We start from the raw sequence: 18,337 nt of genomic DNA, 5'->3' as shown, positions 1-18,337 counted from the left end.
CACCACCTCCGTCGCCCGAGGGCGCGCAGGTGAAGTGGCCATTGCCTCGGGAGGAAGCCAGGGGAGCGGCCCCGTGAGGGGCCTGCCTGCTCGGTGGTCCGGGTGGCTACACCGTTCGGGAGAAGCGAGGCCGCTCGGCCCGCGCCAGGCGCGCGTCGAACACCATGGCCACGTTGCGCACGAACAGTCGGCCCAGGGCCGTCAGCTCCAACTGCGTGCCCGAGCGGACCACGAGGCCGTCCTCCTCGAAGCGCCGCAGTCGCTCCAGCTCGGGCGCGAAGTCGCGGACTCCATCCTCGCCCAGGTCCACCCAGGCGTTGCACATGAGCTGGGTGATGACCGCGCGGCGCTTCCGGTCGTCCTCGGTGAGCAGCAGGCCGCGCTCGGTGGCCAGTCGCCCCCGCGAGACGCGCTCGTAGTAGGCGGGCAGCGGACGGACGTTCTGCGCATACGCGCCGCCCACGTCGCTGATGCCCGTGCTGCCCAGCGCCACCACGTCCGAGGCCGCCTTCACGGTGTAGCCCTGGAAGTTGCGGCCCAGTCGGCGCTCGGACAGCGCGCGCGCCAGTTCGTCCTCCGGCACCGCGAAGTGGTCCATGCCGATGGCCTGGTACCCCGACCCCACGAACGCCGCATAGGCCGAGCGGAACAACTCCAGCTTCACCGGCGCGGTGGGGAGCGCCTCGGCCGGCATCCGCTTCTGGTGCTTGAGCACGTCCGGCATGAAGGCGAACGAATAGACGGCCAGCCTGTCCGGCCGCATCTCCAGCACCGTCTCCAGCGTCCGCGCCCAGCCCTCCGGCTCCTGGTAGGGCAGCCCGTAGATGAGGTCGAAGTTCACGCCGGTGAAGCCGAGTGCGCGCGCATGCTCCAGCAACGCTCGCGTCCGCGCGGGCGTCTGAAGGCGGTTCGTCACCTCCTGCACGCGCGGGTCGAAGTCCTGCAACCCCATGGACAGGCGGTTGAAGCCCAGGCTCCGCAGCAGCGTGAGCTGCCCCACCGTCGTCACGGAGGGATGGACCTCGATGGCGACCTCTGCGTCCGGCAGTGGCACGAAGCGCCGCGTGAGCTCGGTCCACAGTCGCTCGAGCTGCTGCTCCGTGAGGAACGTGGGCGTGCCTCCTCCCCAATGGATTTGCGAGAGCGAGCGACGCGCGCCCAGTCGCGCTGTCACCAGGTCCAGCTCCATGACCAGGTGGTCGAGGTACCGGTCCGCCGCGCTCGTGTCCCTGCTGATGACCACGTTGCAGCCGCAGTACCAGCAGAGGCTGTGACAGAACGGAAGGTGGATGTAGAGCGACAGCGGCTCGGCGGAGTCCCGCGTCCCAGCGCTCCGCAGCCGGGCCTCCAGCGCCTCCGGCCCGAAGTCCTGACGCCACTCCGGCGCGGTGGGGTAACTCGTGTAGCGAGGTCCGGAGACGTCGTACCGACTCAGCAGCTCCGGCGTGGGCCGGGGGACACCTGGCAGCGGTTCCATGTCCCTCCACCCCATTCCAAGGCGCGTGCCACGCCTGTCGCCCGAGGTCCCCGGAGGCGCCCGCAGAATCTGCGGAGTGCCCCAGGAGACACGCACGGCTTTCGTCGGATGGAGAGTCCGTGAGCCTGCCGCCCTGCCCCCTCAGCGACGCGGGGACGGCGGGCCGAGGAAGCGCGCCTCCATCCGCTTCACCTCGCCGGAAGCGGAGTCCGCCACCTCGACGAGGAAGGTGAAGGGAACCTCGGCACTCCCCTGTGGGACGAGGACGAACAGCGGCACCCGGAAGCTCTCCAGCGAGGCGAGCCGCACCTGGGCCTGCGGTATCACCACCTGCGCGGAGGGCGGGCCCCGCACGGTGATGGAGAAGGTAGACTCCTCCGGGTTCTTGTTCACCAGGTGCACCTCGAACTGGTTGCGCACCGAGCCCGCCTCCACGAGGTAGGGCGTTCCCTGGAAGCGCAGCAGGTTCGCCTCGAACGGGATGCGCCTCGCCACGCTCCACACGAACCCACCCACGGAGGCGAGCAGCAGCACCGCATACAGCACCAGCCGGGGTCGCCACGTGCGCCGGGGCTGGCCCGCGAGCCCGTTGAGCGAGTCGTAGCGGATGAGCCCGCGCGGACGCCCCACCCGGTCCATCACCTCGTCGCACGCGTCGATGCACTGCGCGCAGGCCAGACACTCCATCTGCAGGCCGTTGCGGATGTCGATGCCCGTGGGGCACGCGGTGACACACTTGCGGCAGTCCACGCAGTCGCCCTTCGGCGGCGCGGGCCGCGTGGGGAGGACCTTCAACAACCGCCCCCGAGGCTCGCCCCGTCGCGCGTCGTACCCGACGATGAGCGAGTCCCCGTCCTGCATCGCCGACTGGAGCCGCCCATAGGGGCACACCACCACGCAGAGCTGCTCCCGGAACCACGCGAAGTTGAAGTACAGCGCGCCCGTGACGGCCATGGCCCAGGTGAACGCCACTGGAGCCGCGCTCGGCCCTCCGGCAACCATGGACACCAGCCCTCCGGCGGACACGAAGAGGCTGAGCGCGGCGTGGGCGATGAGCAACGACACGCCCAGCCAGGCGCCATGCTTCACCACCGCGCGCGCCACCCGGCCCGCCGTCCACGACGTCCCTTCCTGGCGCAGCCGCCGCTCGCGAGGCCCGTCGATGAGCCGCTCCAGCGGTCGATAGAGCCCCTCCAGGAACACCGTCTGCGGACAGGCCCAACCGCACCACACCCGGCCCAGCCACGCCGTGACGAACAGCAGGCCGAACCCCAGCGCCGTGCACAGGAAGAGGACCCGCCAGAAGTCCTGCGCGTTGTATGTGGCGCCGAAGAGGAAGAAGCGTCGCGCCGCCACGTCCAGGTGCACGGCGGGATGTCCGCCCACGTCTATCAACGGCAGGGCCACATAGATGGCGATGAGCACCGCGAACGCCACGCGGCGCCAGGTGATGAAGCGGCCCCGCACATCCGACGGGTGCAGCGCCCGCCGCGAGCCATCCGCGTGGATGGACGAGAGCTGGTCGATGCGGGGGCCTTCCTGCTGGGGAGCTGTCGCCATGTCGGAGTCCTCGCGGCGCGAGCGCTACGGCTGCTCGGGCTCGCCCTGAGGCGCCTTTCCGCCAGCGGCGTTCGTCCCCTTGAGCGTCAACACGTACGCGGTGACGGCCTTGACGCGCTCGCCCCCCAGCGTCCGCTCCCAGGCGGGCATGCCCTTGGCCACTGCGCCGTCGGCCACCACCTTGTGGATGGCCATGGGTGCGCCGCCGTGCAGCCAGAAGCCGTCCGTGAGGTTGGGGCCGATGAGGCCCTGTCCCTGCGCGCCATGACAGGCCGCGCAGTTGGCCTGGAACACCGCCTTGCCACCCTCCAGCGACGTCGGGTCCTTCACCAGCTTCAGCAGCAGGTCGTCCGACGCGGGCGTGTTGCTGGCCATGCGCTGGGCGTATTCAGCGGACTCCGCGGCGTACTCGCCCAGCTGTCCCGGCCCCGCCTCCGCGATGTGGTACCAGAACCAGTAGCCCGCGCCGAAGACGAGCGTCGTCCAGAGGAGGAACAGCCACCAGTTCGGCAGGTTGTTGTCGTGCTCCTCGATGCCGTCATAGATGTGTTTGACCAGCGACTTCTCACTCATGACCGCCCTCCCCGCGCTCCGACAACGGCAGCCGTGAGAGCGCGTCGAAGTCCTGGCTCCTGCGTGCTCCGAACACCCAGGCGCAGACGCCCAGGAAGATGGCGATGAACAGGACGAGCGCGAAGAGGGGAAGCTCTTCCAACGTCATGCCCTGGTAGAATTGCTTGTACATCAGCGGCCTCCTTCCTGGACTCCCGCCGCCGACGCGGTGGGCGCGACCTCCGGCGGCGGCACATCCTGCGGACCTCGACCCAGGCGCTGGAGGTAGGCGACCAGGGCCACCATCTCCGAGTCCCACGCCACCTGGACACCCTGAGTCGCCAGGTCCGCGGCGATGGCCTCACCCTGGGACTTCTGCCGTGCCTCGGCCGAGTCCACGTCCGTGTTGGTGTACGGCACGCCCAGCTTCTGCATCAGCGACAGCTTCTTCGGCGCGTCCTTCACGCGGATGCGGTTCTCCGCCAGCCACGGATAGGGCGGCATGTTCGAGCCGGGGCTCGTGGCTCGCGGGTCCATCATGTGCGTGTAGTGCCAGAGGTTCGGATATCGGCCGCCCACGCGGTGCAGGTCCGGCCCGGTGCGCTTGCTTCCCCACTGGAACGGGTGGTCGTAGATGAACTCCTCCGCGCGGGACACGTCGCCGTAGCGCTGCGTCTCCGCCACGAAGGGGCGAATCATCTGCGAGTGGCACGTGTAGCAACCCTCGCGCACGTAGAGGTCCCGTCCCTGGAGTTCCAGCGGCGAGTACGGCTTCTGCGCCTCGCCATGCGCGGGCACGGCCTGCTGGATGAGGATGGTGGGCAGCAGCTCCGCCACGCCGCCAATCAGGATGGCCACCAGCGTCAGCACCGTGAAGGCCAATGGGCGGCCCTCGATGAGCGCGAACCATGACGGCCGTCCCGCCTCGCGGTCCTTGCGAGTGACAATCCAGGCCAGCTCGCCCAGCGCGACGATGGCGCCCATCAGCACCAGCGCGCGCACCGGCTTCGCCCAGCCCAGGAACATCGTCACCGTGAGGATGGCGATGGCGAACACCAGCGGACGACCGGTGACGACCTGCACCCAGCCCGGCGCGGGCGTCGTCGTCGCGGTGGGCACGGGAGCCGGCGTGTCTTCCACCACCACGGTGGTCTCTCCGTCCACGGCCTTGCCCGCGCGCGCCGTCTTCCAGAGGTTCCACGCCATCATGCAGAAGCCCACCAGGTACATGGAGCCGCCGACGAAGCGGACGATGTACATGGGCCGGATGGCGAGCAGCGTCTCCACGAAGTTCGGGTACAGCAGCGTCCCGTCCGCGTGCGTGGCCCGCCACATCAACCCCTGGTTGATGCCGCTGATCCACATCGACACGATGTAGAGGAGGATGCCCACCGTCCCCAGCCAGAAGTGCGCGTCCGCCGAGCGGGTGGAGTACAGCTTCGTGCCGTACAGCCTGGGCACCAGCCAGTAGAACATGCCGGCCGCCATGAAGCCGTTCCAGCCCAGCGCGCCGCCGTGCACGTGGCCGACAATCCAGTCCGTGTAGTGCGCCAGCCCGCTCACCGTCTTGATGGACAAGAGCGGCCCCTCGAACGTCGCCATGCCGTAGAACGTCACGCCGGCGATGAAGAACTTGAGGACCGGGTCATCGCGCAGCTTGTGCCACGCGCCCTTCAACGTGAGCAGGCCGTTGAGCATGCCGCCCCACGACGGCGCCCACAGCATGACGCTGAACACCATGCCCAGGGACTGCGCCCAGTCGGGCAGCGCCGTGTAGAGCAGGTGGTGGGGACCGGCCCAGATGTAGATGAAGACCAGGGCCCAGAAGTGGATGATGGAGAGCCGGTACGAGTACACCGGCCGCTCCGCCGCCTTGGGCAGGAAGTAATACATGATGCCCAGAATCGGCGTGGTCAGGAAGAAGGCGACGGCGTTGTGGCCGTACCACCACTGCACCAGCGCATCCTGCACACCGGAGAAGACGGAGTAGCTCTTGAGCCCATCCAGCGGCAGCGCCAGGCTGTTGACGATGTGCAGCACCGCCACGGTGATGATGGTCGCGATGTAGAACCAGATGGCGACGTAGAGGTTCTTCTCGTTGCGCTTCGCCAGGGTCCAGAAGAAGTTGATGGCGAAGACGACCCAGATGACGGTGATGGCCAGGTCGATGGGCCACTCCAGCTCCGCGTACTCCTTGGAGGTGGTGATGCCCAGGGGCAGGCTGATGGCCGCGGCGACGATGATGAACTGCCAGCCCCAGAAGTGGATGTTCGAGAGCACGTCGGACGCCATGCGCGCCTTCAAGAGGCGCTGCGTGGAGTAGTAGACGCCGGCGAACATCATGTTGCCCACGAACGCGAAGATGACCGCGTTGGTGTGCAGGGGCCGCAGCCGGGAGTACGTCAGATAGGGAATGCCCAGATTGGCCTGCCACCACGCGAGCTGGCTGGCCACCAGCGCACCCACCGCCATGCCCACGATGCCGAAGACCACCGCCGCGAAGATGAAGCGGCGGACCGTGGTGTCGTCGTAGACGATTCGCTGTTGTTGCACGGAGTCACTCCTGGGAAGCCGAAGGCGACGACGGCCCGTCGGAAGACGCGGCGGGGCGAGCCGCGCTGTCCTCCTCGAGCGGAAAGAGCGCGAGCCGGTCCGCCTGCTCGTGGTCCCGGTGACGCATGCTGTAGATGAACAGCAGCACCGAGCTGGCCACGAGCATCAGGCTCACGAAGACCTGGAGCACGAGCACGTTCATGCGGGCACCTCTGTGGGACGATCCAGGGGCGCCGAAGCACCGCGTGGAGCCCGGGGCGCGGACAGGCTCCACAAGGTGAACAGGACGGTGGCGAGGCTGGTGGCCGGCATCGCCACGGCGGCCCGCAGCGGCGTCATCCAGCCCGCGAGGCACACGGCGACCGCCACGGCGTTGTATCCAATGGCCAGCACCAACAACCTTCGCACCACATGCCGCAGGTGGCGCGACAGTCGCAGGGCTTCGCGCAGGGAGGAGAGCCCCTCTCCCACCAGGAAGAAGTCGCTCTTGCCCGGCATCACCGGTCGATCAATCGCGGGGGTTCCCGCGCACAGCGCCCGCTCGAAAGCGAGGCTGTCGTTGACGCCATCGCCCAGGTACAGCGAGTCCGTCGCGCCAAGGCGCGAGACGGCCCACGCCTTGTCCTCGGGACGAAGGCCACCCAGGGCACGCTCCAGGGGCACGCCGATGGAGACCGCCAGCTCGCGCACCCTCGCGGGTGCGTCGCCCGAGATGAGCCAGACAGCATGGCCCTCGGCCTGGAGCGCGAGGACCTCGCGGCGTGCGTCCGGTCGCAGGGCCTCACGCACCGGGAATGAGGCCAGGGGGGAGCCGTCGCGAAAGAGCACGGTGCCACGAGGCCCGTCGGTGCCGTCGGCGCGCAGCAGGGCACGGGGAAGGACCGGAGCTCCGCTCTCCGAGCCATGCGACGCAACGCCTGCTTGCGATGAGGCTGCCTCGCCTCCCGCATCGAGCCGTGACGTGAAGCCAGTTCCTTCGAGTCCCTCCTCGAACAACTCAGCGCCGTGGCCATGCCCCGCGGAACCTGGCGCGATACTGTCTCGCACCAGGTGCCAGTCCGCGCGTCCCAGGCGCCACGACACGCCATGTCGCACCCACTCCAGGCCCTGCCCGGGGTGCTCCGTCACCCGCGCCTCCGGAACGAAGCGGGCGCCCATCCGCGAGAGCGAGTCCGAGAGACACCGACTCACCGGATGGTTGCTGCGCGAGGCCAGATTGAAGGCCACGTCGCGCGCCTCCTCCGTGAGCGCATCGAGCGAGGCCCGGTCCACCAGCTCCATCCGCCCGAGCGTCAGCGTCCCCGTCTTGTCGAACAGCACCTGACGTACACGCGGCAGGCGGTCCAGCAGATCCGTGGAGCGGATGAAGAAGCCCTCACGACGCAAGCGCGCCTGCACCCACTCATAGGCCAGCGGCGTGGCGATGCCGATGGCGCAGGGACACGTCACCACCAGCAGGGCCACCGCCACCTCCAGCGCCTTGTCGGGTCCCGACGGCCACCACAACACGAGCCCCAATGCCGAGACCGCCAGCACGGTCACCACCCACCGCCGCGACACCGCCTCCCAGAAGCGCGTGTGGCCCGCGCCTCGGCTCGTGCCCTCCGGCGCACGGCGCAGCAGCGCCACCAGCGGCGAGTCCTGGAACGACTGTCGCGCCTTCGCGCGCACCGCCTCGCGCCCCGCATTGAAGGCGCCCGCGGGCAGCGCTTCCCCCACGGCCACCTCGCGCTCATCCGGCTCTCCCGTCATCCAGTCCGTGGAGACGCGCGCGCTCGCATCGAGCAACTCCGCCTCCACCGGCACCAGGTCCCCAGGCGCGATGACGAGCAGGTCACCCTCGGCGACCTGGGACACTCGCACGGTGGCGAGCCGCTCTCCCTCTTGTCTACGAACGAAGAGGCCGTCTGCGCCATCGTCCTCCAGCAGGAAGCGCCGGTTGCGCTCCAGGACACGCTGCTGGAGCCAGCGTCCCACCAGCATCAGCGTGACGAAGGTGTTGAGGGTGTCGAAGTAGGCGAGGTCGCCGCGTCCTCCCCGGGCCTGCACCAGCGAGGTGCCGAACACCAGCAGGATGCCCAACGCGATGGGCAGGTCCAGGTGCGGCACGCCTCGACGAAGCCCCTGCCACGCCGAGCGGAAGAACGGCCATCCTCCGACGGCGACGACGAGCGTGGACAACCCCAGGCTCAGCCGCGTGAAGAGCTGGAAGACGTCTCCATCCTCCGGCGCGAGCCCCACGTAGAAGCTCACCGAGAACAACATCACGTTCATCGAGAGCGCCACGCAGATACCCAGGCGGATGGGCAGGTCCAGGCTCGCGGGCGCGGGCCGCTTGCGACTGGGACCAAAGAGGTATCCGAAGCCCTCCACCATTCGCAGGAAGCCGCCCACGTCGAAGGCCCCGCGCTTCCACTGCATGCGCGCCTTGCCCAGCGCGGGGTCCACGGTGAGCCCCGCGCCACCGGGCTGACGGCGGAACAACTCGTTCATCAGCCAGACACACGCGGCGCAGTGAATGCCCTGGACGTCCAGCTCCAGCGAACACAGCGCGCCCGGCGTGGCCTCCGCGCGGGCCACCAGGGGCTCCAGCCACGCGAGTCCTCGACCTCGAGCAGGCTCCGCCGCGGGCGCCGTCTTCCCACCCGTGAGCTGGTAGTAGCGAGTCAGCCCCTGCGTCACCAGCAGGCCATGCACCACCTCGCACCCCGCGCAGCAGAACTCGCGCGAGGCCGTGCCCTCCGGCACGCGGCTGCCACAGTGGAGGCAGACGGCCACATGGGGCCGGGTTTGCGCGGAGTCGGGCATGCGAGCTGTCACCTTGCGAACGGCATGCCTGTTGCGAAGGACCCGTTCATGCCCATCGACGTTCCGCTGCTGCTGACCTCGCTGACTCCGACGCCGACGCTGGTGGCGGGCGCGCTCGGCGCACTCACCGTGGGACTCACCGGCAGCGTTCACTGCTTCCTCATGTGTGGGCCGCTCGCCTGCGCGGGGCTCCCGGCGATGCGCGGGCCCGAGCGACACCGGGCGCTGCTCGCCTATCAAGGTGCTCGCCTGGGGGCGTACGCGCTGGTGGGAGGCGCGCTGGGCGCACTGGGCGGCGGCGTCACGCGCGCGCTCGCCGTATCCACGCGTCCGTACCTTCCGTGGCTGATGGCGGCGGCGCTCGTGGCCTCCGCCCTGGAGCTTGGGAAGCGCCTGCCCCCTCTGCCTGGGCTCTCGCGGCTGGCGGGCGCCCTCTCGCGCTGGAGCGCAAAGTTTTCGTGGGTGGGTCGCGCGGGCGCAATGGGTGCGGTGACGCCGCTGCTTCCCTGTGGCCTGCTCTACGGCGTGCTCACCGTGGCGCTCGCGAGCGGTTCGTTCGGTGGTGGCGTGCTGGTGATGGGAGCCTTCGCGCTGGGGGGAGTTCCGGCGCTGCTCGGCGCACAGCTTCAAGCAGGGCTGTGGAGCAAGCGGCCCCGGCTCTCGGAGTTCCTGCTTCGTCGGGCCATGCCACTCATGGCGGCGGCGGTGCTCGTCTTCCGCGCGGTCGACACATCACCGCGCTGTCACTGAGCGTCGGCGGTCCCCACGCGATGAGTCGGGGTGCGCTTGTCGCACGCGGTGGCATCGGCGAGGCTCCCGGCACCTTCTCTTTCGCCCGCCGAGGAACGATGACCGCGCCGCGCACTTCGAGCACTCTCGCCGCGTTGCTGCTGCTGTCCGCGAGCTGCACCACCTCGCGCCCTCCGACACAGAGCGAGTCTCCGTCCACGGCTGTCACCCAGGCCGCGGCCGCGCTCACGCCCGCGCAGGTGGCGCTCCGCGCCTTCGTGGACGCGCACTTCGACGAGCAGTTCCGTCGCTTCCCGCTGTCAGCCACCTCCGCGGGCGTCCACACCTACGACGGTGAACTGCGCGGCTTCACCGCCGAGGAGCGCGCGTCACACCTCGCGTATCTCAAGGGCCGACTCGCCGCGCTGCCGACGGCGGTGGACCGCGACGCGCTGCCGCCCCTGGACCGGGCCGACTACGACATCCTGGAGAACCACTTCCGCGCGCGCATCCTGGACTCCGAAGAGGTGCGCTCCTGGGAGCGAAACCCCAACACGTACCTGAGCCAGGCTTCCGTCTCGGTCTTCCAGCTCATCAACCGGGACTTCGCGCCACTGGAACAGCGGATGCGCTCGGCGGTGAGCCGCATGGCGAAGGTGCCGGACCTGTTCGCGGCGGCGCGGACGACGCTGAAGAACCCGCCGAGGATGTGGACGGAGATTGCCCTCCAGCAGGCCCAGGGCACCCGGTCGCTCTACGCACAGACGATGTCCCAGGCCTTCGCGCCGGTGAAGGATGCCGCGCTGAACGAGGCGTTCCAGAAGGAACAGGCGCGCTGCCTCGCGGCCATCGACGCGTACATTCAGTTCCTGCGTGAGGACGTGCTGCCCCGCTCCCAGGGGAACTTCGCGATTGGCGAGGAGACCTATCGCAAGAAGCTGCTCTACGAGGAGGGCGTGACGGAGAGCATCGACTCGCTGCTTGCATGGGGGCAGGCGGAGATGAAGCGCACCCAGACCCAGTTCCGGGAGGTGGCCGGACGACTGGGGCCTGGCAAGGCGCCCATGGACGTGTACCGGGAGCTGAGCAAGGAGCACCCGACGCCCGCGGAGCTGGTGTCCAGCACCACCGCGACGCTGGAGGAGATTCGAGCGTTCCTCATCCGCGAGCGCATCATCACCGTGCCCAGCGAGGTCCGCGCGCAGGTGGCGGAGACGCCGTCGTTCAATCGCTCACTGTCCTTCGCGAGCATGAGCACGCCCGGCCCGTTCGAGAAGCAGGCCACGGAGGCGTACTACTACGTGACGCCGCCGGACCCGACGTGGAACGCGGAGCAGACCGAACAGCACATGAGCTTCTACAATCATCATGCGCTGCCGCTCGTCTCCATCCATGAGGCATACCCCGGCCACTACGTGCAGTTCCTCTGGACGAACCGGGTGGAGTCCAAGGTGCGGCGCCTGCTGGGCTCGGGCTCGTTCTCCGAGGGCTGGGGCCTCTACACGGAGCAGATGATGCTCGACGAGGGCTACGGTGGGCGCTCGGGACCCGCGGCCGACAAGCTGCGACTGAACCAGCTCGCGCTCTACCTCCAGCGCCTGGCGCGCTACGTCGCGGGCCTGTCCCTGCACACGCGCGGCATGACGTACGAGCAGGCGGTGCGGCTGTTCGAGGAGGAGGCGTTCATGACGAAGACGAACGCGGAGCGCGAGGCCCGCCGGGGAACGTCGGACCCCACCTACCTGGTCTACGCACTGGGCAAGAAGCTGCTCATGGAGCTGCGTGAGGACGCGAAGGCGCAGTGGGGCCAGGCCTTCTCCCTCCAGCGTTTCCACGACGCGGTGGTGTCCTACGGCTACCCGCCCGTGCCCATCGTCCGGCGACTGCTGCTCGGCGAGGCCCCCGCGAAGGCGACCGCGCACGAATAGGACTCGCGCGCCTCACCCGACGGCGGCGAAGGCGTCTCGCGACGGCGAGTCCTCCTGGCGGGGCCGTCAGCCCAGCAGCCCCTGGACGACGGCCTGACGCATCACCTCGGCGAGCACGTCCATGCCCTGCAGCGTGTTCACCCGCCTCACCGACACGTCGCCCGTCGCCATCTGCGTCGAATCCGCCACGACGAAGGGCAGCGGGCGCCGGCCCAGGCGCAACAGGCGCTCATCGTGGAAGGCGTCCGGCGCGCGCTCACACAGCATCCGCATGAGCATCGTCATGTTCGCGATGCGCGAGGGCTGCATCGCGGGCCCCAGGCAGGAGTAGTCCATCCCGTGCTCGCTCAGCACCGCGCTCCCACCATCTCGCGCGAAGACATAGATGAGCTGCGACGTCTCCTCGGACTCCTGGCGCACCGTCTTCGCCCCCGTCCGAGGCAGCATCAGCCCGTGCGTGGCAATCGCCAGGCCGTACGCCTTGGCGACATCCAACTTGCTCGGCTGCTCCTTGTGCTCGCTCTGCGTCCGCACCGAGCTCGCCCCTCGGATGACCGCGACCACCTCGCCCCACGCCACGTCGAGTGACTCACCCGCGCGCGACGTGAACGTCACGGTGTCCGCGTTGAACGTCACGCGGCGCGCCACCACCCGCCCCTGACCAAGCCCCTGCTCGTCCACCGCGAGGACCGCCAGCCCCAGGCGCTTGAGCGACGCCACCAGCGCCTCCGCCGCCTCCGGCGCCAACCGCGCGAGCAACGCGGGCGGCTCCGGCGCCAGACGCATCCGAGCCTCCGCCGGCGCCATGCCCGTCGCGGATGCCAGGGCCATCGCCGCCGCCTGCATGTCCGGCGGGACCTCCACGAGTGCGACCACCTTCATGTGCCCACCTCGGTCCCGCGAATCCCCTCAGTGGAGCACGTTTCGACTCAGGACCGCGAGCGCGACGCGCGCAACTCCAGCTCCGTCGGCTCCTGGGACTCCGTGGGGAAGTCAGACGGCTCGAACACCTGGCGCAGCTCGATTCGCGAATCCGCGCTCCCCTCCGGGTGCGGACATCTCCGCGCCCACTCCAGGGCCTCCTCCCGCGACTTCACCTGAATCATCCAGAATCCAGCAATCAGCTCGTTCGTCTCGGTGAAAGGCCCGTTCGTCACCGTCCGCTTGCCTTGTGAGAAATCAATGCGCGCGCCGCGAGAACTGGGATGAAGGCCCGCCGCATCCAGGAGGACCCCCGCCCTCACCAGCGCTTCATTGTAGCGCTCCATCTCGGAGGTAAGTGCCTCGCCCTGGAGCGCTCCCGCCTCGGTGTCCTGGCTCGCCTTCAGCAGCAGCATGAATCTCATCGTCGCATCTCCTCGTCGGTCCCAAAGGCACGCATCCGACGGCGTGCCCCTCCGCCATGAGCCGAAGCTCCATCCTCGCGACGAACGAGACACCGGCGGATCGACACCGCGGCATGACCCACCCGCGCTCCGGGTATGCGACCCCGTCCGACCGCGATGCCGCGGCCGGCCCTGGATTAATCCGGGCATTTTCCCGACGGCGAAATCGCCAATGGTTCCAACCGGTTGCACGCCTCGGATGGTGAAAAACAGGGGTCGTGTCGATCCCCTCGAAGCCCATTCGTCGTCGCATTGAAGCCGGGATTCATACCCACCGAGGCGGCTGACCGGAGACCCCGGAGCCTCCCCTTTTCCCAACACCCCATCAGGAGTCGTTCACATGGCCAAGCTCATTGGTATCGCTGTCGTTGTGCTCATCGTCGGCGTGCTTGCCTTCATCGCCACCCGCCCGGACAGCTTCCACATCTCCCGGACGCGGCAACTCGATGCGTCACCCGACGCTGTCTACGCGCTCATCAACAACTTCTCCCTGTGGCGCCAGTGGTCGCCCTACGAGAACGTCGACCCGAACATGGAGCGCACGTACGAAGGCCCCGTGGAGGGAGTCGGCGCCAGCTACCTGTACAAAGGGAACCGGAACATCGGCGTGGGCCGGATGGAAATCCTGGAGAGCAAGCCGGGTGAGCGCATCGACATCCGTCTGGAGTTCATCGAGCCCTTCGCCGCCGTCAACCAGGCGAGCTTCGTGCTCGAAGCCGTCGAGAAGGGCACGCGCGTCACCTGGAGCATGTCCGGTCCGAACACCTTCATGGGCAAGGCGATGATGGCCTTCGGACTCATGGAGTCCTTCATCGGCAAGCAGCTCGAGAAGGGCCTGGTGGACCTGGAGACCGCCGCACGGACCCCCGCGCGGAAGTCCGCGCTCATGGAGACCAGCGCGGCCTCGCCGTCACTCGCCCACTGAGGGACTGGGACTCCTTCGACGTCACCTTCCGGAGCCCCAGGTCCCCCCTGGGGAGGCACACCCATGATGCTGTTGATGTTGCTCGGCCAGTTCGGTTCAGCCGCGCTCGAGAATCGCCGCCACCGCTTGCCCGCCGCTGGTGCACAACGTCACCAGCGCAAGCGACTGCCCCCGTCGCTCGAGCTCATCCAGGGCGGTCCCCACCAGGATGCTCCCCGTCGCGCCCAGCGGGTGGCCCAGGGCGATGGCGCCTCCGTTGACGTTGACCTGGTCCAGGTCGATCTCCAGCGCCCGCGCCGTCTGTAGTACCACCGCCGCGAACGCCTCGTTGATTTCCCAGAGGTCGATGTCGCGCGCCTTGAGCCCCGCGGAGTCCAGCGCCTTGCGCGCCGCGAGCGCCGGCCCCGTCAGCATGAGGACGGGGTCACTGCCCACGGCGGAGACGGCCCGCACGCGAGCCCTCGGCTTCAAGCCGTGCGCGCGCACGTAGTCCTTCGACGCCACGAGGATGGCGCCCGCGCCGTCCGCGATACCACTCGCGGTGCCCGCCGTGTGCAGGTGGCGCACCGCGCCTGCCCGGGGATAGGCCCGGAGCGCCAGCGCATCCAGCGTCTCACCGTCGGGCCCCTCGGCCCGAGCCCCCAACTGGGTGAAGGCGGGCGCGAGCGCGGCCAGCTTCTCGGCGGTCGTGTCCGCGCGCGGGTGGTCATCCACCGCCAGCAACACCTCTCCCGTCTGGGGATGCTTCACGGGGAACAGGCCGCGCTGGAACCGTCCCTCCGCCTGGGCTCGCACGGCGAGCTGTTGCGAGCGCAGGCCGAAGGCATCCAGCTCCTGCCGGGTGAAGCCTTCCAGCGTGGCGATGAGGTCGGCGGAGATGCCCTGGGGGACCTGGAAGAAGCGCCGGCGCAGGTCGACGTTTCCACCATCTGTTCCGCCGCCATCCGCGTTGAGACCGTAGCGGCTCATCTGTTCGACGCCACCCGCGACGACCAGCTGCTGGGCGCCGGACGCCACCCCCATGGCCGCCAGTGACAGGGCCTGGAGGCCCGAGCCGCAGAAGCGGTTGAGGCTGAAGCCCGGGATGCTGATGGGCCACCCCGCGGCGAGCACCGCGTTGCGCGCGATGTTCGCGCCCTGCGCCTCGATTTGCGACACGACGCCCACCACCACGTCATCCACGTCCGCGACGTCCACGCCCGTGCGCAGCGGAAGCTGTTTCAACGTCTGCGCCAGCAACTCCTGCGGGTGCAGTCCGCTGAGCGCGCCCTTACCGGGTTTGGCTCGGGCACGAGGGGTACGGACCGCATCCAAGATGTAGGCATCCATCGACGAGCCCTCCGTTCGCGGGGTGGCTCCACGCCCGCCCGTGTGAATCAACCATATTATGCTCGTAATATGGTCGCAATGTGAAGGCGGCGGGCAGGCGGTCGGTCCCCGTCAAAGGGCGGCGGGCGACGCGATGACGTGTATAATGGTGTACAGCGAGGTGAGATTCGGATGCCCCATCCCCCGGAGCAGAAGCAGTCCACGCACGAGCGAATCCTGGAAGCGGCGGGAGGGTTGTTCCGCCAGAAGGGCTTCCTGGGGACGAGCGTGGACACGGTGATGCGCGCGGCGGGCCTGACGGTGGGCGGCTTCTATGCGCACTTCGGCTCGAAGCAGGCGCTGCTCATCGAATCACTCCAGCGCATCATGAGCCGACAGCGAGTGGACTGGCCGCAGGGGCTGGAGGACCTGAAGGGCGCGGAGTGGTTGAGCCACCTGGTGCGGCGCTACCTTTCGCGGGCCCACCGGGACGCGGAGGTCCCCGTGTGCGCCCTGCCCGCCGTGCTGTCCGACGTGGTGCGCGGGGATGCGGACCTGAAGGAAGCGCTGGCGCACGAGCTGAATCTGACGGCGGAGACGTTCGCCAGACACCTGCCCTCGGATGAGCGCGCCAGTGCACGGGAGCGGGCGCTGGCGACGTATGCGCTGTGCGTGGGCACGCTGACGCTGGCGAAGGCGACGGCGGGCACTGCGGTCTCCGACGAGTTGCTCAAGGCGGCCCGGCGCGTCGCCATGCTGGCCGCGGATTCGTCGAGCCCGGGAGACAGTGGCTCGACGCCGTGAGGCGGACTGGCGGGGCTCAACCGGGAGCCACTCGCCGCCTCGACGTCATTCCGTAGGAGCGGCGCGCAGCTCCACGGGATGGGTCCGCAGCCATTCCTGGCAGCGGCCGATGCGCTCAGCAGAGGCGGACAGCCCCATCTGAAGCAGGAGCTGTCGATAGGGCTCGAAGCTCTCCGGCGTCCAGGTGGTGAGCGCCTTGAGGTCCGCCAGCGCCACCATCTCCTCCGCGGAGCGCCCCGCCGCTTCCTGCCTCGCGGTGAGCAGCGCGGCCAGGGACATGCGCGCGGGCTCGGCCTCGAAGGCGATGGCGGCATCCGCGTACCAGGCACGCAGGGCCTCATCCACCGAGGCGTCCTGGGCCTTCTCGCGCATGCGCCCCAGCATTCCCTTGAGGAACTCCTCGTCGAGCGCGCCCTTCACGCCCCGCAGGAGCGCCGTCACCGCCTCGCGACGCACCGGGGGCGCTGAGTCCGGGGGCAGTCCCTTGAGGGCCTGCATCGGCTCCCAGAGGACACAGGTGAGCCACAGCTCCTCCTCGGGAGCGAACACGGGCGGCGTGGACGGCTCGCGCAACTTCATCTCGACGCGGGTGGCGCGCTCCTTGGCTTCGCGAACGATGCGCTCGGCCAGGCCCGGGTCTTCCTTCACGTAGTCCACCAGCGCATCCACATCACCCTCGCGGGCCTGTTGGAGCGCCTTGCGTGCCTCTTCGGACAGCGAGGCCTCATCCATCCCACTCGCCAGCGCTTCGTACTTCGCCATCCACTCCTTGTGGTGGGTGCTCCACTCGCGGAACTGGACGTCGAACACGAGGTCGAGGACGGGGTTGTCCTCCATGCGCGTCTTGCCCACCCGCTTCGACGCGGCGGCGAGCAGGCTGGCCGCGCGAAGGGCTCGCCGGTCCTCCGAGGAACGCCCCGGCTCTCCAGCGCGGCCGTGCAGCGTGGCTGTCAGCTTCTCCAGGAAGGACTTCGTGGCGAGGGCCTTCACCGTGCTCACCAACAGCTCCCGACGCGCGCTCGACGCGTCCAGGACCTCGTCCTCGGAGATGCGCGCGAGGGCCGCACCCACGTGCTTGTCGAAGGACTCGGCGTCGAAGCGCAGGCCGGGCACGGGGCCCCACTCGGCCAGCAGGCGGGCCACTCGGTCCAGCGCGGCGGACAGGTCGCCGACGTCCGGGTTCTTGAGCAGCTCCATCGCGGCGCGGAAGTCCTCTTCGAGCGGACTGGAAACATCGGCGGGAGGCGCGGCACGCGTGCGGTCCTCGGCGGCGTGGCAGGCCTTGTACTTCTTGCCACTGCCACAGGGACACGGGTCATTGCGGCCGGGCTTCTTCGTGCTCAAGGAAATGTGCCTCTCGGCTCGCGGGGGCGAGCGGTGGAATCCGCCGCGCACCGTAGCAGGAGGTGGACGGGTCGGGGCGAACAGGCAACTCCCCTCCCCGTCCAGTGGACGCTCGCGCGCCCGGTGCATCCGCTCAGTAACTCGTGGCCTCATAGACCCGCTGGTCCGAGCAACCATGCGTGCTGGTGATGGTGACCCGTCCCAGCAGGTACGCCATCCCGGTCGGAGCGATGCCGCCGAAGGTCTCGATAGAGGCACAGCACGAGCCGGAGAACGGGCCTTCCATGCTGTAGTCCTCGTCATAGTAGCCCGGCCCCATGTCCAAGGCCGCCGCGTAGACATAGGTGTACAGCGTCTTGATGTTGGTCGCGTAAGGCGCCGGCTCCGTCCAGCGTCCCTTCGCGGTGACTTCACCCACCAACAGGTGAGGCGCGTTGTTGAAGAGGACGTCGGGCTCGAAGACGCCCCCGCAGAAATCGAGCCCGAAGCTCGCGGCGCGCCCCGGTGGGCTGGAGACCTTGGGCGGCACGACGGGAGGAGGCAGCGAGCCCCCTGGAGCAGAGGCCTCGCGGAGCTGGGCCTCCAGGGCCTGGAGGCTCAGCGCGTTGGCTTCGAGCCGAGCCGCCGAGGACCGCGGGGCCTGCTTGAGCAGGGACTCCCGCTCGGCGCGAGTCTTCCGCAGCACGTACTCGAGGCCCTCGACGCCAAAGCCGACACGCTCATGGCCGCCGCCGACCCTCGGCCGCTCCCAGACGCCTCGCTCCACCTCCGTCCACTGAGCCTCTGCCGGAGCCGGCTGGACGGTGGCGTCCCGTGCCTCGTCGCCGGGTGCCCCACCGCACGCGACCATCGAGACCACCACGGCTGAAGCCACCACGAATGCGCTTCTCATCCACGAACCTCCTCGGTGCATGTCCCACGGGATTGCAGGAGCAACTCACCTAACAGGTCCGTGTCGGCCCCC

Annotated in this window: 16 protein-coding genes; 4 read left to right on the top strand and 12 right to left on the bottom strand. The window is 69.1% G+C overall.

Going from position 1 to position 18,337, the window contains the following annotated elements; all coding sequences use genetic code 11:
* Nucleotides 1-106: 106 nt before the first annotated feature.
* From hemN to HUA74_RS01980, 7 genes are all read right to left on the bottom strand, one after another.
* On the bottom strand, nucleotides 107-1,477 hold the full coding sequence (gene hemN / locus HUA74_RS02010) for an oxygen-independent coproporphyrinogen III oxidase (RefSeq protein ID WP_174453188.1): 1,371 nt from the start codon (nucleotides 1,475-1,477) through the stop codon (nucleotides 107-109).
* Between the two features lie 141 nt (nucleotides 1,478-1,618).
* Nucleotides 1,619-3,037: a cytochrome c oxidase accessory protein CcoG gene (gene ccoG, locus HUA74_RS02005; protein WP_174453187.1), complete on the bottom strand. Its 1,419-nt coding sequence runs from the start codon at nucleotides 3,035-3,037 to the stop codon at nucleotides 1,619-1,621.
* Between the two features lie 24 nt (nucleotides 3,038-3,061).
* Nucleotides 3,062-3,610, bottom strand: coding sequence for a cbb3-type cytochrome c oxidase N-terminal domain-containing protein (locus tag HUA74_RS02000; protein ID WP_174453186.1), 549 nt, complete (start codon nucleotides 3,608-3,610; stop codon nucleotides 3,062-3,064).
* Complete coding sequence (locus HUA74_RS01995) at nucleotides 3,603-3,782, bottom strand: CcoQ/FixQ family Cbb3-type cytochrome c oxidase assembly chaperone (RefSeq protein WP_141645468.1); 180 nt, start codon at nucleotides 3,780-3,782, stop codon at nucleotides 3,603-3,605. Before HUA74_RS01995 ends, HUA74_RS02000 begins: the two co-directional genes overlap by 8 nt.
* Nucleotides 3,782-6,142, bottom strand: a complete 2,361-nt coding sequence (ccoN, locus tag HUA74_RS01990) for a cytochrome-c oxidase, cbb3-type subunit I (protein ID WP_174453185.1) — start codon at nucleotides 6,140-6,142, stop codon at nucleotides 3,782-3,784. The genes HUA74_RS01995 and ccoN overlap by 1 nt, the downstream gene beginning before the upstream one ends.
* A gap of 4 nt (nucleotides 6,143-6,146) precedes the next feature.
* Nucleotides 6,147-6,344 carry a cytochrome oxidase gene (locus HUA74_RS01985; protein ID WP_141645466.1) on the bottom strand — a complete coding sequence of 66 codons (198 nt, stop codon included), beginning with the start codon at nucleotides 6,342-6,344 and terminating at the stop codon, nucleotides 6,147-6,149.
* Nucleotides 6,341-8,950, bottom strand: a complete 2,610-nt coding sequence (locus HUA74_RS01980; protein ID WP_174453184.1) for a heavy metal translocating P-type ATPase metal-binding domain-containing protein — start codon at nucleotides 8,948-8,950, stop codon at nucleotides 6,341-6,343. The genes HUA74_RS01985 and HUA74_RS01980 overlap by 4 nt, the downstream gene beginning before the upstream one ends.
* Nucleotides 8,951-8,998: 48 nt before the next feature.
* Between HUA74_RS01980 and HUA74_RS01975 the strand changes: the two genes are divergently transcribed.
* Together HUA74_RS01975 and HUA74_RS01970 are read left to right on the top strand one after the other, a co-directional pair.
* On the top strand, nucleotides 8,999-9,700 hold the full coding sequence (locus tag HUA74_RS01975) for a sulfite exporter TauE/SafE family protein (RefSeq protein ID WP_174453183.1): 702 nt from the start codon (nucleotides 8,999-9,001) through the stop codon (nucleotides 9,698-9,700).
* A 98-nt stretch (nucleotides 9,701-9,798) separates the two neighbouring features.
* Nucleotides 9,799-11,607 carry a DUF885 domain-containing protein gene (locus HUA74_RS01970; protein ID WP_174453182.1) on the top strand — a complete coding sequence of 603 codons (1,809 nt, stop codon included), beginning with the start codon at nucleotides 9,799-9,801 and terminating at the stop codon, nucleotides 11,605-11,607.
* Nucleotides 11,608-11,673: 66 nt separating this feature from the next.
* Here the strand turns inward: HUA74_RS01970 and HUA74_RS01965 are convergent, their stop codons facing one another.
* Together HUA74_RS01965 and HUA74_RS01960 are read right to left on the bottom strand one after the other, a co-directional pair.
* Entirely contained in the window at nucleotides 11,674-12,489 is an 816-nt protein-coding gene (locus HUA74_RS01965) for a hypothetical protein (protein ID WP_174453181.1), read from the bottom strand.
* A 47-nt stretch (nucleotides 12,490-12,536) separates the two neighbouring features.
* Nucleotides 12,537-12,953 carry a YciI family protein gene (locus HUA74_RS01960; RefSeq protein ID WP_141645462.1) on the bottom strand — a complete coding sequence of 139 codons (417 nt, stop codon included), beginning with the start codon at nucleotides 12,951-12,953 and terminating at the stop codon, nucleotides 12,537-12,539.
* Between the two features lie 379 nt (nucleotides 12,954-13,332).
* Between HUA74_RS01960 and HUA74_RS01955 the strand changes: the two genes are divergently transcribed.
* Nucleotides 13,333-13,917 carry an SRPBCC family protein gene (locus HUA74_RS01955; protein ID WP_141645461.1) on the top strand — a complete coding sequence of 195 codons (585 nt, stop codon included), beginning with the start codon at nucleotides 13,333-13,335 and terminating at the stop codon, nucleotides 13,915-13,917.
* Between the two features lie 96 nt (nucleotides 13,918-14,013).
* On the opposite strand, the gene HUA74_RS01950 is transcribed toward HUA74_RS01955, so the two are convergent.
* Nucleotides 14,014-15,246, bottom strand: coding sequence for an acetyl-CoA C-acyltransferase (locus HUA74_RS01950; protein ID WP_141645460.1), 1,233 nt, complete (start codon nucleotides 15,244-15,246; stop codon nucleotides 14,014-14,016).
* A 171-nt stretch (nucleotides 15,247-15,417) separates the two neighbouring features.
* Between HUA74_RS01950 and HUA74_RS01945 the strand changes: the two genes are divergently transcribed.
* The gene (locus tag HUA74_RS01945; RefSeq protein WP_141645459.1) at nucleotides 15,418-16,029 is read left to right on the top strand and encodes a TetR/AcrR family transcriptional regulator; all 612 of its coding nucleotides are present in this window, start codon (nucleotides 15,418-15,420) and stop codon (nucleotides 16,027-16,029) included.
* A 45-nt stretch (nucleotides 16,030-16,074) separates the two neighbouring features.
* On the opposite strand, the gene HUA74_RS01940 is transcribed toward HUA74_RS01945, so the two are convergent.
* Entirely contained in the window at nucleotides 16,075-17,373 is a 1,299-nt protein-coding gene (locus HUA74_RS01940; RefSeq protein WP_174453180.1) for an SEC-C metal-binding domain-containing protein, read from the bottom strand.
* 133 nt (nucleotides 17,374-17,506) lie between these two features.
* Nucleotides 17,507-18,265, bottom strand: a complete 759-nt coding sequence (locus HUA74_RS01935) for a hypothetical protein (protein WP_174453179.1) — start codon at nucleotides 18,263-18,265, stop codon at nucleotides 17,507-17,509.
* Between the last annotated feature and the right edge of the window lie 72 nt (nucleotides 18,266-18,337).

Source organism: Myxococcus sp. CA051A (assembly GCF_013336705.1).
Lineage (GTDB): Bacteria > Myxococcota > Myxococcia > Myxococcales > Myxococcaceae > Myxococcus > Myxococcus llanfairpwllgwyngyllgogerychwyrndrobwllllantysiliogogogochensis.
This window is presented reverse-complemented; position numbering and strand designations above follow the sequence as displayed.